This is a genomic window from Flagellimonas sp. HMM57 (genome assembly GCF_021390175.1).
Taxonomy (GTDB): domain Bacteria; phylum Bacteroidota; class Bacteroidia; order Flavobacteriales; family Flavobacteriaceae; genus Flagellimonas.
In genome coordinates, this window is sequence record NZ_CP090004.1 from 1,111,698 (window position 1) to 1,126,944 (window position 15,247).

A 15,247-nucleotide genomic window follows, 5' to 3' on the forward strand; every position below is an offset into this window, starting at 1 on the left:
TTTTTTCGCTTTTTAGTTAAGCGGGTGCAAATATAACCCAAATCCATTAACAATCAATATGTATTGTGTTTTTTATTGGTTGATAAATCTTTACAACTCTTTTTTTTGAACTCTGCCTTCTTGCTTATTTTTATTCTTTACTTTTTACTTGATTCAAGTCTTTGCTGGAATCAACAGAACCTTATATTATGTATTTAATCTTCGATACCGAAACCACGGGTCTTCCCAAACGTTGGGACGCCCCTATAACTGACACCGACAATTGGCCTAGATGTATCCAGATCGCTTGGCAATTGCACGATGATATGGGCAAGTGTATCGAGCATCAAGACTACTTGGTCCAACCTGAAGGATTCAATATTCCCTATGAGGCGGAGCAGATCCATGGAATTTCAACAGCACTGGCCGAACAAGAGGGTATTCCATTGAATGAAGTACTTGAACGTTTTAATGAAGCGCTTTCTAAGGCAAAGTTTGTTGTTGGACAAAATGTAGGGTTTGATGTAAATATCATGGGAGCGGAATTCCATCGCGAAAATGTGGAGAACCCATTACAAGAACTTCCTGTTTTGGACACTTGTACCGAAGCAACCGCCGAACTTTGCAAGATTCCAGGGGGCCGTGGCGGTAAATTTAAGCTCCCCACGCTTACAGAACTGCATGAACACCTTTTTGGAGAACCTTTTGCCGAAGCGCACAACGCAACTGCCGATGTGGAAGCTACGACAAGATGTTTTTTGGAGTTGGTTCGAAAGAAGCAGTATTCCATAAATGAACTGGATGTACAACCCGATTATTTTGAACATTTTTCAGAAGCCAATCCACAGGTAATTGAACTTATTGGTCTAAAGCACATCAATCTCAAAAAAGCTTCTAAAAAAATTGCCGATACGCTTTGGAAAAAAGACACCAATGAGATTTCCGAAGCTGAGATCAATGAAAATGTAGAAAATCTAGCGGATGCACCTTTTTCCCATCTTCACAACCATTCCCAGTTTTCGGTGCTTCAATCCACAATCAATATTAAAGATTTAGTAAAAGCTACAGCAAAAAATGGAATGCCGGCCGTTGCATTGACTGACCATGCAAACATGATGGGCGCTTTTCACTTTGTGAAAGAAATAAAGGCGCACAACAAGAGTGTAAAGGAAAAAAATGAGGAATCTATTTCCAAAGGGGAATCAATTCTAGAGAAAGAAATAAAGCCCATTGTTGGCTGCGAATTTTTTGTTTGTGATGACCATACCAACAAGAACGTAAAAGATTATGGTTATCAAATTGTATTACTCGCCAAAAACAAAAAGGGGTATCTAAATCTGGCAAAAATGTCTTCCATCGCTTACACGGATGGATTCTATTACGTGCCAAGAATTGACAAGAACGTAATTGAACAATACAAAGAAGACGTAATTGCGCTTACGGGAAACCTTTATGGTGAAGTACCCAATAAAATACTGAATGTCGGGGAAAATCAGGCAGAAGAAGCCCTGCTATGGTGGAAAGAACGGTTTGGTGATGATTTATATATAGAACTGATGCGTCATGGTCAGGAAGATGAAGATCGTGTCAACCAAGTTTTGATTCCATTGGCCAAAAAACATCAGATTAAATTGGTCGCTACGAACAACACCTATTATTGCGACAAAAAAGATGCTGACGCCCATGACATTTTATTGTGCGTGAAGGACGGTGAAAAACAGGCTACGCCCATAGGACGAGGACGTGGGTATCGTTATGGATTGCCAAATCAGGAATATTATTTCAAGTCTTCGGATGAAATGAAGACCTTGTTCAAAGATGCTCCCGAAGCTATCTTGAACGTGCAGGAAATCGTGGATAAGGTAGAACCTTTTGATTTGGCCAGGGACGTTCTGCTTCCAAAATTTGATATTCCTGAAGAATTTAAGGTAAAAGAAGACGAGACAGATGGGGGAAAACGAGGGGAAAATTCCTATTTGAAACACATCACTTACGAAGGCGCCAAAGAAAGATATAACGAGATTACCGATGAGATTACGGAACGAATCGATTTCGAACTAAAAACCATTGAAAATTCTGGATATCCCGGTTACTTTTTAATTGTTGAGGATTTCATACGTGAAGCCCGAAATATGGATGTGTCCGTAGGTCCGGGCCGTGGTTCGGCTGCTGGCTCTGTTGTTGCTTATTGTTTGGGAATCACTAATATCGACCCATTAAAGTACGATTTGCTTTTTGAGCGTTTCCTAAATCCGGATAGGGTGTCCATGCCCGATATCGATATTGATTTTGATGATGAAGGGCGTGGCAGGGTAATGGATTACGTAATCAATAAGTATGGAGCCAACCAAGTGGCGCAAATCATTACCTACGGTACCATGGCTGCAAAATCCTCAATTCGTGATACCGCACGAGTTCTGGATTTACCCTTGAATGATGCCGACCGTATTGCCAAGCTCATCCCGAACATGTCCAAACTGAACAAAATCTTTGGAGTGGCCGAGTCCGACCTAAAGAAAAAGTTCCGTTCAGACGATTTGGAAAAAGTGAATGAGCTTCTAAATATTTCTGAAGGGGATGACTTGGAAGGGCAAACCGTTAAAATGGCGCGCGTACTGGAAGGTTCGTTACGAAATACTGGAATCCACGCCTGCGGGGTTATCATTACCCCCGATGACATCACGAACTTCGTACCAGTCGCCACCGCCAAAGACTCAGACTTATATGTAACGCAGTTTGACAACTCAGTTGTGGAGAGCGCAGGCCTCTTGAAAATGGATTTCTTGGGACTAAAAACCCTTACGCTCATCAAGGACACCGTAAAGATCGTAAAAGCGCGTACAGGTAAGGAACTGGTTCCAGATGAGTTTCCTTTGGACGATGAAAAAACATACGAGTTGTTCCAGCGAGGAGATACCGTGGGGATTTTTCAGTACGAATCTCCCGGAATGCAAAAGCATATGAAAAACCTGAAGCCTACGGTTTTTGATGACCTTATTGCCATGAATGCGCTGTACCGGCCCGGACCAATGGAGTATATTCCCAGCTTTATTGCCCGTAAACATGGAGATGAGGAAATCACCTATGATCTTCCTGACATGGAGGAATACCTAAAGGAAACATATGGAATTACGGTGTACCAAGAACAGGTGATGTTACTTTCTCAAAAGTTAGCAGGTTTTTCTAAAGGTGATGCAGATGTCTTACGAAAAGCAATGGGGAAAAAGATTTTTGCCTTACTCCAAAAATTAAAGCCCCAGTTTTTGGATGGTGGGGAAAAGAACGGACACCCCAGAGATGTGCTGGAAAAAATATGGAAAGATTGGGAAGCCTTTGCTTCGTACGCTTTTAACAAGAGCCATTCCACCTGCTATGCATTTATTGCCTATCAAACCGCATATTTAAAAGCCCACTACCCCGCCGAATACATGGCGGCCGTATTGTCCAACAACATGAACGATATCAAACAGGTCACTTTCTTTATGGAGGAGTGTAAGCGTATGGGATTGGAGGTATTGGGACCAGATGTAAACGAATCTTATTACAAATTTGCCGTGAACAAAGACAATGCCGTTCGTTTTGGCATGGGTGCTATAAAAGGTGTTGGTCGTTCTGCGGTCGAAACCATTGTGGAGAACAGAAAAGAAGACGGCCCGTACAAATCCGTATTTGATCTGGCCAAACGTGTGGAATTGCGTTCGGCAAACAAAAAATCCTTTGAAAACCTAGCTTTAGCTGGTGGATTTGATTCATTTGGGGATACGCATCGTGCCCAGTATTTCCATACTGAAGGCGACAACATTACATTCTTGGAAAAAGTAATCAAGTCTGCGGCAAAATATCAGGAAAACAAAAATTCCAGCCAAATGGACATGTTCGGGGGCATTAGTGAAGCGCAAATACCAGAACCCGAAGTGCCGCCATGCGAAGATTGGGGCACTATGGAAAAGCTCCGCCGTGAAAAAGAGGTTGTTGGGATTTATATCTCCGGGCATCCTTTAGATGACTTTAAAAAAGAGATAGGCGCCTTTTGCAATAGTAGCGTATCGGCCTTTACCAATTTGGAGCATTATGTGAATCGAGAATTAACAGTTGCTGGCGTAATAACAGATGTACAGCATCGAATTTCAAAGAATGGAAAGGGATGGGGTCTTTTTACATTGGAAGACTATACCGATACCTATGAGTTCCGAATTTTTGGGGAGGAGTACCTTAAATTCAGACATTTTTTTATGATCAATTCTTTCGTTCACATGAAAGCTTTTGTACGCGAGGGATGGGTAAATCGGGAAACGGGCAAAAAAGGAGATCCAAGGTTACAGTTTAACGACTTTAAACAGTTACAGGACGTAATGGATGCCTATGCCAAGAAATTGACCATTAAACTTAATATCGATGCGCTTCAGGAAAAGCGAATACAGATTTTAAAAGATACGCTTACTTCACACAAGGGAGACCATCAGTTAAACTTTGTGGTATATGAAATGCGAGATGAAATAAAACTCAATTTATCAAGTAGAAAACAGAAGGTAAAAATCAATAGTGAACTTCTTTCTGTGCTAGAGGAGAACGAGATACATTACAAATTGAATTAGACACCTATAATTATTGCTGATGGCGCAATAATCAAAACGTATGTACCATCAGTAAGGAAAGTGATTGATATTTGACTAAATTTGCGAACATTAAAACAAAAAAAATGGCACTAGAAATAACAGATGCAACTTTTGATGAAGTAGTACTTAAAAGCGACAAGCCTGTCGTTGTAGATTTTTGGGCGGCATGGTGCGGCCCTTGTAGAATGGTAGGCCCGATCATTGACGAGGTCAGTGCTGAATATGAAGGTAAGGCCGTTGTTGGAAAAGTAGATGTAGATGCTAACCAGCAATTTGCAGCTAAATATGGTGTACGTAACATTCCTACGGTACTCGTCTTTAAAGATGGTGAAATCGTAAATCGTCAAGTTGGTGTATCTCCAAAGAAAGTTTATACAGATGCAATAGAAGCAGCGTTATAAATTGAACTTTATAAACGAGTTTTAAAAAAGGTTTGGCATGTGCCAAACCTTTTTTGTTTTATATTGAACCCAGAATGGATATAAGGTCTGAACTTCATAAATCCCAACTTTTCCAAAATCTAGAACTTTTGGCTAACCAAATCGTCGAAGGTTTTATCAGTGGCATCCATAAAAGTCCGTTCCATGGATTCTCTGCCGAATTTGCAGAACATAAGATTTACAATCCAGGAGAAAGCACAAAACATATTGACTGGAAACTTTTTGCCAAAACTGATAGGCTCTACACTAAAAGGTACGAGGATGAGACGAATTTAAGATGCCATATGATCTTGGATAATTCCGCATCGATGTATTATCCAGAAATAAAGCAACCTTCCATTGAAAAACTCAATAAAATAGGTTTTGGCGTTCTGTCCATAGCCGCACTTATGCAAGTGCTCAAAAAACAACGTGATGCAGTTGGGCTAAGCATTTATTCCGATACTTATAACTTCTACGCCGCTGAAAAAAGTAGTGAGCGCCATTTTCAGATGTTGTACTCCAAATTGAACGAGGTCTCAAAAAATAAAAGTGTTTCCCAGACAACAAAAACATATACCTATTTACACCAAATAGCAGAAAAAATACATCGGCGTAGCCTAATTTTTTTGTTTTCCGATATGTTCCAAACAGAAACAGAGGAGGCACAATTATTTGAGGCATTGCGTCACTTAAAATACAATAAGCATGCTGTGGTTCTTTTTCATTTATTGGACTACACACATGAACTTCAGTTTGATTTTGAAAATACGCCCAAACGTTATGTTGATATAGAAACTGGCACGCACATCGATTTATATGCCGATAACATTAAGAGCGCTTACCATGAAAAGGTAAAACAGTATCAAGAAAATCTAAAATTAAAGTGCGCACAATACGGGATAAAGTACGTTGGCGTGGATATTGGCTCTAACTTTTCACAAGTCTTGAACGCCTTTATGATTGAACGGCAAACGTTTGCATAGTCCATACTTTATTTTTTAAATTTCTTTTGTTGAATCAATTTGGAGAATGTATATTTGCACTCGCTTTGCAAAAAGCAATTGTAACAAGATTTGAATCCCGCTGTTGCGGAAGTGCTGATAGCTATCGGCATAAAATCCTTGGTCTGGTAGTTCAGTTGGTTAGAATACCTGCCTGTCACGCAGGGGGTCGCGGGTTCGAGTCCCGTCCAGACCGCAAAAGAAACTCGTAACATACTATAAATAGTAACGTTGCGAGTTTTTTGTTTTTAGCAGGGTGCTCCAGAGGGTGCTTGTAATGAACTTCGAAGAAATATTATCCTTTCTGACTACTTAAAAGTACGAAGTTCCTTGGTTATAGCCAATTCATTTAGACCAATTACATACTTGTTCCTTAAACGAAAAATCAAAAACCTCAAAAAGCAAATCTGATTTTGGCATAACCAAAATAAATTGGGAGGGGGTACTGAAAAAAAACAGATTTATAAAAATCGATTTTGTAATGGTCCATACAGACACATTAACTAAAATTCATGAAGTTATTAGGGCTTGGTAAATTCTGTAAAAAACCAAAATCAAAAAAAAGGGTTATAAAATTTCGTTTCACAAGGTCTTCCATTTAAAAAATAGGTTTACTGTTTAACACCAATGTAATCTACTCTTTGTAATCCAGAAATGACTTCTACACCCAGTTGTCCTTCTTATAGAAGGAAATATTGAAATCTTCCCAAACCTAAGCTTGTACCACCATCTGGGTTTTACTGTTGGAATGGTGTTCAATTGGATGCATGAATTACAACCGCAGGGACACATAAAACATATTGACCAATCGGCTATGATATAAATGGTATCTATGTCTAAGTTTTGAGGCGTTTCCTCAAAGTGTTTTATTTTAAACTTCTTCGGGAAGAGAAAATCCCACAGTCCTTTAAATAGCTTCCGCATAATCGATAAATGTAGGAATGTTCAACAATGGTGACATATCGCCTCTTCCAACATACTTATTAAGATATATGTCGTTATTATGTTCGGAATGCTCATTCATTAGGTAGTAATCAGTCAAACTGAATCGGATTATATCATACTGAGCTAACTCCTCCGTTTTTATACAGTGAATTCTGGAGAGAAATTCGTTTACCGCCAAACTTGAAGCAAGCATATTGATACTAATTACCGCAGGCGCCTCAACATTAATATCTGTAATGTAACCCGATTTTTTTTGGTTTTCATATTCTTCCAAATCTGTCCTGAGCATATTTGCTGCCCTTAGATCTTCTGAAGTATAAACTCCCCTCGTCAACAATGAAGATCCGCCAGGTTGTAAGTAATGGATACTGCCACAAATTTGATCGATGCCTCCCCGCTTGTCACTAATTACTTTAACTCCAACGTCGATATAAGGAATAATATAGAAGCTGGCGATGTTGTTCAGTAAATGCCTACCATCAACGCTATCCATACATCCAAAAAGAAAATCACAGGTAGAAAGATCTTGGATTACAGATATGTCATCATACAAGTTCTTTGCATGTGCCACTACCTCTGTGGAAAACCCCATTTGATCAATGGCATCTTTGGCAACATTTACCTTAAAGGCACCTTCCAAAGCATGCATATCTTTTGAATTGATTATCCTATTGAGGTTCTTTGATTCAATAACATCTGGATCGACAAGAATTAGCTTTCCTACACCAAGCCTTGACAATTGTTCTACTACGGGACTCCCAGTCCCTGAACAACCAACAACTCCAATAGTCATATTCCTGAGTAATTGCTGCGTTCCCTTTCCTAGCGTTTGTCTATTCCTTAGGTTCAGGCTATCGTCAAATGATAATTTTTCCTTTTGAGATATTTTAATAGTATGGCCCACAACTGTGATTTTATCTATCTCATCAAATTCCAATTCAGGAGTGATAACCCTTCCAATTAAATTTCCGTTAGGCAACAAAATCAAGCTACCATGATAATCCTCGTTGTCAAACCATCCATAGATACTATCGAACAGCTCTAAATCGGATTCGTCATCTAATTCAGAAAATTGCTCGTACCCTCCAGGATGGCTATGTATTTTAAATAGACCAAGGTTTTTGGTTAACATGGCTGGGAGCTTATCTATGATTAGATGGGTAGGCCACTTTATAAAATCGAATTCTCTCTCGCAAAGGTCATGAGGAATGTGAATAAGGTCATGTACCAGAAACGTGTTGCCATTATTAGATCTACCACATATGGCTATTGATACCGCTTCTTTTCCGTCACCTGGGAAAAGATGTTTTGTTAATGAATCGTAATGTTGTTTAGCAATTTTGAAGTGTTTCATCATCTGATATTAAATTCCCTTTTCATCCAATGTTCAACCAGCAATAAGTGTGTCTCAAGATTATCCAATCCAGGTCTCCAAGGATTTTGAGGGGTTCGGTGCCTTGACCACCTTTGGAATACCTTACCATCTAATGGTTGGTTGGCCAAAGCCCCGATAGGTTTATTGTCAGCTCTAGCCAATGGAGGAAAAAAATAAGCCATATCGATTTGAGAGCTTGGGTAACCTCGATCGATTCTTAGGGCAAGTCTAATCTTCGGTACATTATACCCTTTTGGAACTGGATAGTCATTAAAAATTATCCATTGCTGCCCAGATGATATTATAGTTTCCCATTCGCCCATATATTTGGAAAGAAAATCCATGTCTTCTTCAGGCAATAAAAATTCCCGCCTTACCATTAACCTTCTGTTTGGTCAAGCGGCAGGGTCATGAACCTTTCTACTCCGCGTTGGGTAAAATCTACCTTCTCATCATAATCTATCTTTGACACGGACCCCTTGCATCGTTGGTTCAATTGGAACCTAGTATAAGGTTCTTTTCCCGCCAGAATTAAAATCTCTTTACCCGTAAGGCATTCCTTGTCCGTGACATATTTTTGACGGTCTACTCTAATCCTATATCGCCTTTTTTTGGGTATAGGTTTTTTCATTTTAACGAACTCTTCAATATCAATTATTTCAGTCATAATATGTGAATTTTATGTTTGTAAGTAGTACGAGCAGTAATGACAGAACCTAGATTTTTGATGTACTTTGTAGTATGCGAACAAATTCTGTCATCGGTGTTCGTACTAATAGTATATATTACAATTGAAATGAAACCACCAGCTCTGCTTAACATTTAAATCAAGACTTATTGTTATGGTCGTAAAAACAGGGACTTCGGATTACGAATTATTAGAAATGATTGGAGATAGGGATGACCCATTCTCTGAAGAAGCTTTTGGCGAGTTTCACAGAAGACACAAAGATTTTGTTTTTGGATCTTGCTATAACTTTTTTAAAGAATGGCCTCCCGATGAGGCAAGGACAAGAGCGAGTGACCTTAGTCAGGATACCTTTTTAAAAGTGCTGAAGAAGTCTTCGGGCTTCAAACGCAAATTAGGAATCAGCGCTGATAGGATTGTAGTGCATGTCAGGAGCTGGTTGTATAAAATCATTCGAAACTCCTTTTACGATCAATATATTAAACAACCACAAAGACGGATTAAAATCGTTTCCATCGATGAAGAACAGAGAAGCAAGGCTGAGGAGAAGCTATTTAATGATTCCGATGAGGGCGGGGAGCTTTCTGATGCAAGACTAGAAATGTATCGGGCAATACAAAAAGTAATTTTGGAAATAAGTGTGTCTGAAAAACAAAAGGATATTCTGAAGGTCTACGTGCAATCTGGAATATTTGATGAAAGGGGAAACTGGAACCTGCCAGAGACTCGGATGGAGGAGCTGGTCGAAAGACACGGCATTGGAAGAAATGCAATTATTCAAAGTAAAAATAGACTGATAAAAAGAATTAAAGATCAATTACAACTAACAAACCTATAAGGAGTATTTTAAAAAACGGAAAAACAACAATTATGGCAAGCAGTAACGAGTCAAATAAATTTAGTGAGTCCTTTGAGAGGCAAGTTTATGATGCGCTTAAATTCTACGGATACAATCTACCTGAATCTGATGAAGAGATTGAATCATACGTAGAAATGTTTGGTAATACTAAAATTGAACTTCCAGATGCTGTTGGTAATCCTGACGAAATTTACAAGAAGTTTTTAGAAGAAAATCAAGATGAAATAACAGATGAGGGTGGTGACATTTCAGCCATAGCCGCCCAGGCAGAAGAGGGGGAGGATCTTCCCGACCATGTTAAGAAAAAAATTGAGGATAGTATAAAATATGGGAGAAGAGTAAACCAAAGTAAAAATGGAGATACCAAGTGAAGAAATTGATGAACTTGCAGAAGGAATAATTTCTAAATATTCTACCCAGTACCCAATTGACCCCTTCCAAATAGCTGATAAGTTGGGAATCGATGTTATCGAAGGTAACTTCGGAGAGCATTTTAAAGGTTTGATAAAATATGAAAACCGTCGGTTCTATATTTTATTGAACCTTGATTTTTTAAAGAAGTCCCACTATGCCTCGGCTCGGTACACCTGTAGCCATGAATTGGGACATTTTTTTTAAAAAAAACATAGAAATAAGTTGAAACTAGGTCAGTCTATAGCTTTTTCTGGCACAAGTTTAAAATATGCTGAAAAAAAGATCCTAGAAGGAGAAGCACAACAATTTGCGGCCTCCTTGTTAATGCCAAAGGGGCATTTTACAACAAGTTATATGGAATTTGGCAAACAAGGTTTTGAAGCCATTTTTGCATTGAAATCATTTTACAATGTTTCCGTAACGACGGCCATGATTCGTTTTGTTAGACTTGACCTAGAACCTACTGTGAGTGTTACTTGGACGCAACAAGGAATTTTAAACAAAGGTGTTTCTAAAAGTTTTGCATCTACAATTGGAGATCACGGGCTATCTATAAAATTGAATTTGGAAAGACCGCTATTGGAGGAAAAGGTCAAGGTTGATGACTTGACTAAAATTGAATACCATCAATCGGTTACTCCATTATCCTCTTGGTCATATAATCTACAAAAAGATTTTGCAAACAAATTTTTTGTGATTGAAGAAACGATGTATTCTAAATATTATAACATTACTCTCTTAAGGATAATAACCTAATTTAAGATGTGCCATTTGAAAATCCAATGGCAACTCATATAGTTTTCAGCTTAGGGGCTAAGAAAGAAGAGAGCCAAAACCCAATCTATCCCTCAGCATGGTTAGCGGTAGAATTACTTTTTCGTAATCACTCTGTTTGTAATCGCCACGAAGTAAGTCCATAATGGATCAAATAAAGGTGGCTGATTCTCTGGTGTTTGTCATTAGTTAGTTAACAAATTAGTTCTTTTCCACACCCACAAAATCCGTATACGTGCGCATGGAGAGTAATTTAAACATTATCTCTAAGAAGGGAATTTTGCCATTTTTCTTGTAAATAGCAAAACCAAGCTTATAGCTCCAAAAATCGCAAATTTAAGTTAGAATTACCATTCTCCTTTGACCCACAAAATCCGTATACGCATGCATGGGATATAATTTTTATAGAAATTAGTCTCAAAAGGAGACTTGAAAAAGGTTGAAATAAAGAGGTTTAATGGAGCGTTAACACAGAAAGGCTTGGATAATTTTTGGAAATGGATGAAATTGATTCTTTTGTAGACAGGTTTGAAGACCGTTACCCTGGGGAGTGGTCAAAAATTGATGATTTTGTCAAACTCATTCTACCCAATGAGAGCAAAGACCCATTTAGTTTCGAATCAAAATACTTGAAAAAATATATTCATGAGTTCCAAGGAAAGGAATTAACGTTCCTACCAAAAGATTCGGCGACGGAAACCCAGAAGAAACGGCGGAGCGTTTTGTTTGACTTTTACCTGATTGATTACAATGCTTTATTAAAAGATTTTGACGGGTTAAACATCGAAATCGAAGCCTGGCGCACTGAACGTCTAGAAAATGAATGTGAGTCAATAAAAAAATTCTTATTTGATTGTTCGTTTTTCAAAGGGAACTACTTCATCAACGAAATGAAGTCATCTTTAACTAGAACTTTACAGTCATTAAAAAGTCTTCAAAATAAAAGCGATTGCAATTGGCTACAAATTGAAGTACTGTCTGCAATGGAACAGAATCTCCAGTATTTAATTCAATATGTCAGTAATAATTTTGTTACCACCATACAAAAAGGCCAAGTTCCAACAACCAAAAAAGACCATAGTTCAAAAATTTGGTATGCAGTGGCCGAGCTAATGGCCCGTGGAACTCTTGAATTAAGAAATGGACAGTATATATTAGAGGGAAGCGAGATGCAAAATGAATCCGAACTGCACAAACTACTTTCAAAGCATGTTGGTGGTAAGATTAAGCCCAATTCTTTCAAATCATACCTGAGCGCTACTAAGGAACCAAATAAAACTTCTCAGAATCCAGATAAAATCATCTTCAAAAAATCCAGATTAGATGTGCTCAAGGAAATAGCAGTCCGTGCTGAAGAAGCTGGAAAACTAAGCGCCTTCTTTATCGAAAGACTTACCGATTTGGATAATCAACAATAGTACTGTTTTAGTACGGTACTGAATTTAGTACCCCACGTCATTCTGCCAAATTGCACAAAAATTATAGAAATGACATTAAAAAAAGTACATCTAATTGATATTGATTTAGAAGGATTCAAATCAATTATCAGGAGTGCAGTTGCCCAAGTACTGCAAGAAAGTTTTAATCTATTGCTTGAAAAGCTGAAGCAGCCGTCTGACGAGTATTTAAGTCGTAAGGAGGCAGCAGAGTTTTTACGGATTTCGGAAACCAGTCTCTGGAACTTGGATAAGACCCAGGTACTCCCTGCAAAAAGGCTTAACGGAAAGGTCCTGTATTTGAAAAGTGAGTTGTTAAACTTCGATAACAACCAGACTTAGCATCCAAATTAAATTTTAACCAATGGCGAAACGATATTCATCTATCGAGGATATCGCTTTGCCATATTTTAAAAAAGAGAAGCATGTTTGACAGAATAGAAAAAATAAGAGATAGAACCATCACTGGGAGTTTTGAAAATTTGGAGGCCGTCGTTAATTATGTCAAAAGATCAGATAGACCTGAAGTGAAGCACATTTTAAAGGCAAGAGAACTTGGAAAGGGCACCGAAGGATATCGCCAAATCAAGACAGATAAAATTCCTTGTACCACAATCAACTTCAACCATGACGGGTATGTCCAAGGTTCAACCATCACCAACCCAACGGGATATATGTTCATGGATGTGGATGAAGACACAATGGGAGATGTGGATATGAATTACGTGGCGGCCTACTGGAAGAGTCTTTCGAATCAAGGGTACTCGGTTATCGTAAAGGTTAACGATTTGTATCCAGATGGTCTCAAAGAGTCCTACCAACAGGTTGGAGAATTACTTGACCTAAAATATGATGAAGCGGCAATATCAAAGGATAGACTCACAGTACTTTCCTATGATACAAAAGCCTATTACAACACTGATTGTAAAGAAGTAGAGTTGCATCACAACAAAAAGACCCATTACAATACTATAGAAAAATCTTTTTCTCATTGTTCCGAATGTAATGGGGTTAAAATACGCTACAACAACCTCAATTATACCCTAGAAGAATCTGGAATCGAGCTTATCTACGACCAGGACGGGGTTTATGATTTTGGCAGCAGTCAAAAACTCGCATATTCTGAAGTTGTTATCCCTTTCCGAAAAATAAAAGAGGGCAAAAGGGATAGAATAATGACAACGATAATACACCAGCTCATTGCACTAAATCCAAAGTTTCCTAAAGAACAGCTTCTGAAATTGTGTCATTACGTGAACAGAACCAAAATGACTCCACCACTGCCCGATAAAACTATAGCGCAAGCATTTGAACGAAAGTATCTGGAAAGAACTCGGTTAAACCCCATTTTAAATGCCAGGAGAAGATTTTTGTACAATCCACTACACAATCTTACAACCAAAGAAAAAAGACGCTTAAACGCAAAGAAAATAGGTCAAGACAAGGTGACCAAGACCAAACAGCGGCTGAGGTCGGCGCTGTCAAAATGGGACTATGAAAAGATGGGAAAGATTACGCATAAGAAGTTAGTCCAGGTTACAGGGATGAATTTGAAAACGATTCAGAAGTATTGTTCATCTGTTAAAAATGAATTAAAGATTTAACCACAAAAACTGTTGAAGGTGGTTATCTTACCTCTTTTTGATAAAAGCTGGCCGCCTTCTCCAATTTTTGTTTCATACGGTCCCTAAGTCGTTTTGGTTTTAATATCTCAATAGAATCTCCAAACCCTAGAATTAAGCGTTCTAGTTCAAAGTTTATCTGCACAAAAATGTTGAAGATAACACCATCTTCCGTCCGCTTTATGAGTCGTTGTGAACTATGGAGCGGTTTTGTAATGACGTAAGGCGCATTATGTCTATCAACCCAAAATTGAATTCGCTCAGCTCGGTTATTCAAAACGGTTACACCAATAACGTCTTTGTAGTATTTGTCACCATCAAAATTTTCATCTAAATAAGAAATTGAGGTATCAAAGTCGATTTCTAATATCCTGTCAAGTGCCAGAGTTAGTATTGGTTTTTTTTCAGATGTTTTTCCAACTAGAAACCATCTATTATTAAACTCTTTCAAGATGAACGGATGAAAAGTAAGTATCGAAGCCTGCCTTGCTTTAAAGGATTGGTATTTGATTTTTAGTACCATCTTTTTAACTATTGCCTGATACAAAACATCCAAATGTTCCAGTCCTTTCAGGTTTTCATTTTTATCCAAATGGATAATCGCTGATTGATTTGTTTTTTCCATGTAAACCTTGTCTTCCAATCTTTGGATAATGCCACCTAGTTCTGAAAACAACGAGAAGTCTTTAAACTGCTTCAACATTTCCACTGTTTCGGAGAGCACATTCATGTCATTTTCATTTAAAGGGATGTCCGTCATCGAATAGCCCTCATCTGCATAGCGGTAATATTTCCTTTCATATACCTCTATAGGCGCATTATAGCCCAACTTATCACTACGCATCATTTGGATATCTAATTGCACCGTACGCTTGCTGACATTGATGGACCGCCCCTCATATTCATAAAGTGCATCGGAGCATGCTTCAATCAAATCCTCCAGAGTCCACTGACGATACCCATTCTGCAAACATTTATCAATAGTCTTATAGCGTATTAGTGCATTCTTATTGAGGGCCATACCTTCTATTTTTATTGAAAATTAAGGATTTCATTTATCTACGCAAAAAGAATGCGTAGTTAGTGTCAAATCTTTGTATGGAATCATAAAGCGTC

General features: G+C 38.3%; 15 protein-coding genes and 1 tRNA gene. 11 read left to right on the forward strand and 5 right to left on the reverse strand.

Annotated features, from left to right (window positions below):
• The first annotated feature begins 188 nt into the window (after nt 1-188).
• The 4 genes from dnaE (at nt 189) to LV716_RS04960 (ending at nt 6,214) form a co-directional block, all read left to right on the forward strand.
• Nucleotides 189-4,574 carry a DNA polymerase III subunit alpha gene (gene dnaE, locus LV716_RS04945; protein WP_163416670.1) on the forward strand — a complete coding sequence of 1,462 codons (4,386 nt, stop codon included), beginning with the start codon at nt 189-191 and terminating at the stop codon, nt 4,572-4,574.
• A 104-nt stretch (nt 4,575-4,678) separates the two neighbouring features.
• The gene (gene trxA, locus LV716_RS04950; protein ID WP_112378394.1) at nt 4,679-4,996 is read left to right on the forward strand and encodes a thioredoxin; all 318 of its coding nucleotides are present in this window, start codon (nt 4,679-4,681) and stop codon (nt 4,994-4,996) included.
• A gap of 74 nt (nt 4,997-5,070) precedes the next feature.
• Nucleotides 5,071-6,000, forward strand: coding sequence for a DUF58 domain-containing protein (locus tag LV716_RS04955; protein ID WP_163416671.1), 930 nt, complete (start codon nt 5,071-5,073; stop codon nt 5,998-6,000).
• Nucleotides 6,001-6,140: 140 nt separating this feature from the next.
• Nucleotides 6,141-6,214: transfer RNA gene (locus tag LV716_RS04960), tRNA-Asp, on the forward strand.
• A 422-nt stretch (nt 6,215-6,636) separates the two neighbouring features.
• On the opposite strand, the gene LV716_RS18525 is transcribed toward LV716_RS04960, so the two are convergent.
• From LV716_RS18525 to LV716_RS04975, 4 genes are read right to left on the reverse strand one after another with little or no spacing between them, the layout of a single operon-like run.
• On the reverse strand, nt 6,637-6,942 hold the full coding sequence (locus LV716_RS18525; protein ID WP_370637485.1) for a DUF6527 family protein: 306 nt from the start codon (nt 6,940-6,942) through the stop codon (nt 6,637-6,639).
• Nucleotides 6,926-8,320, reverse strand: a complete 1,395-nt coding sequence (locus LV716_RS04965; RefSeq protein WP_233759231.1) for a ThiF family adenylyltransferase — start codon at nt 8,318-8,320, stop codon at nt 6,926-6,928. The genes LV716_RS18525 and LV716_RS04965 overlap by 17 nt, the downstream gene beginning before the upstream one ends.
• On the reverse strand, nt 8,317-8,718 hold the full coding sequence (locus tag LV716_RS04970; RefSeq protein WP_163416673.1) for an E2/UBC family protein: 402 nt from the start codon (nt 8,716-8,718) through the stop codon (nt 8,317-8,319). Before LV716_RS04970 ends, LV716_RS04965 begins: the two co-directional genes overlap by 4 nt.
• Nucleotides 8,718-9,005 (reverse strand): multiubiquitin domain-containing protein, encoded by a 288-nt coding sequence (locus tag LV716_RS04975; RefSeq protein WP_163416674.1) that lies wholly within the window; start codon nt 9,003-9,005, stop codon nt 8,718-8,720. The genes LV716_RS04970 and LV716_RS04975 overlap by 1 nt, the downstream gene beginning before the upstream one ends.
• 175 nt (nt 9,006-9,180) lie before the next feature.
• Between LV716_RS04975 and LV716_RS04980 the strand changes: the two genes are divergently transcribed.
• The 7 genes from LV716_RS04980 (at nt 9,181) to LV716_RS05010 (ending at nt 14,113) form a co-directional block, all read left to right on the forward strand.
• Entirely contained in the window at nt 9,181-9,864 is a 684-nt protein-coding gene (locus tag LV716_RS04980; RefSeq protein ID WP_163416675.1) for an RNA polymerase sigma factor, read from the forward strand.
• Between the two features lie 32 nt (nt 9,865-9,896).
• The gene (locus LV716_RS04985) at nt 9,897-10,256 is read left to right on the forward strand and encodes a hypothetical protein (RefSeq protein ID WP_163416676.1); all 360 of its coding nucleotides are present in this window, start codon (nt 9,897-9,899) and stop codon (nt 10,254-10,256) included.
• Nucleotides 10,240-10,503, forward strand: coding sequence for a hypothetical protein (locus tag LV716_RS04990; RefSeq protein WP_163416677.1), 264 nt, complete (start codon nt 10,240-10,242; stop codon nt 10,501-10,503). Before LV716_RS04985 ends, LV716_RS04990 begins: the two co-directional genes overlap by 17 nt.
• An 18-nt stretch (nt 10,504-10,521) precedes the next feature.
• Nucleotides 10,522-11,055, forward strand: a complete 534-nt coding sequence (locus tag LV716_RS04995) for an ImmA/IrrE family metallo-endopeptidase (RefSeq protein ID WP_163416678.1) — start codon at nt 10,522-10,524, stop codon at nt 11,053-11,055.
• A 515-nt stretch (nt 11,056-11,570) separates the two neighbouring features.
• Entirely contained in the window at nt 11,571-12,491 is a 921-nt protein-coding gene (locus LV716_RS05000) for a hypothetical protein (RefSeq protein WP_163416679.1), read from the forward strand.
• Nucleotides 12,492-12,560: 69 nt separating this feature from the next.
• Complete coding sequence (locus LV716_RS05005) at nt 12,561-12,851, forward strand: helix-turn-helix domain-containing protein (protein WP_163416680.1); 291 nt, start codon at nt 12,561-12,563, stop codon at nt 12,849-12,851.
• An 83-nt stretch (nt 12,852-12,934) separates the two neighbouring features.
• Nucleotides 12,935-14,113 carry a hypothetical protein gene (locus LV716_RS05010; protein ID WP_163416681.1) on the forward strand — a complete coding sequence of 393 codons (1,179 nt, stop codon included), beginning with the start codon at nt 12,935-12,937 and terminating at the stop codon, nt 14,111-14,113.
• A gap of 22 nt (nt 14,114-14,135) precedes the next feature.
• Here LV716_RS05010 and LV716_RS05015 read toward each other — a convergent pair whose 3' ends face one another.
• The gene (locus tag LV716_RS05015; RefSeq protein ID WP_163416682.1) at nt 14,136-15,152 is read right to left on the reverse strand and encodes a YafY family protein; all 1,017 of its coding nucleotides are present in this window, start codon (nt 15,150-15,152) and stop codon (nt 14,136-14,138) included.
• Nucleotides 15,153-15,247: the final 95 nt, after the last annotated feature.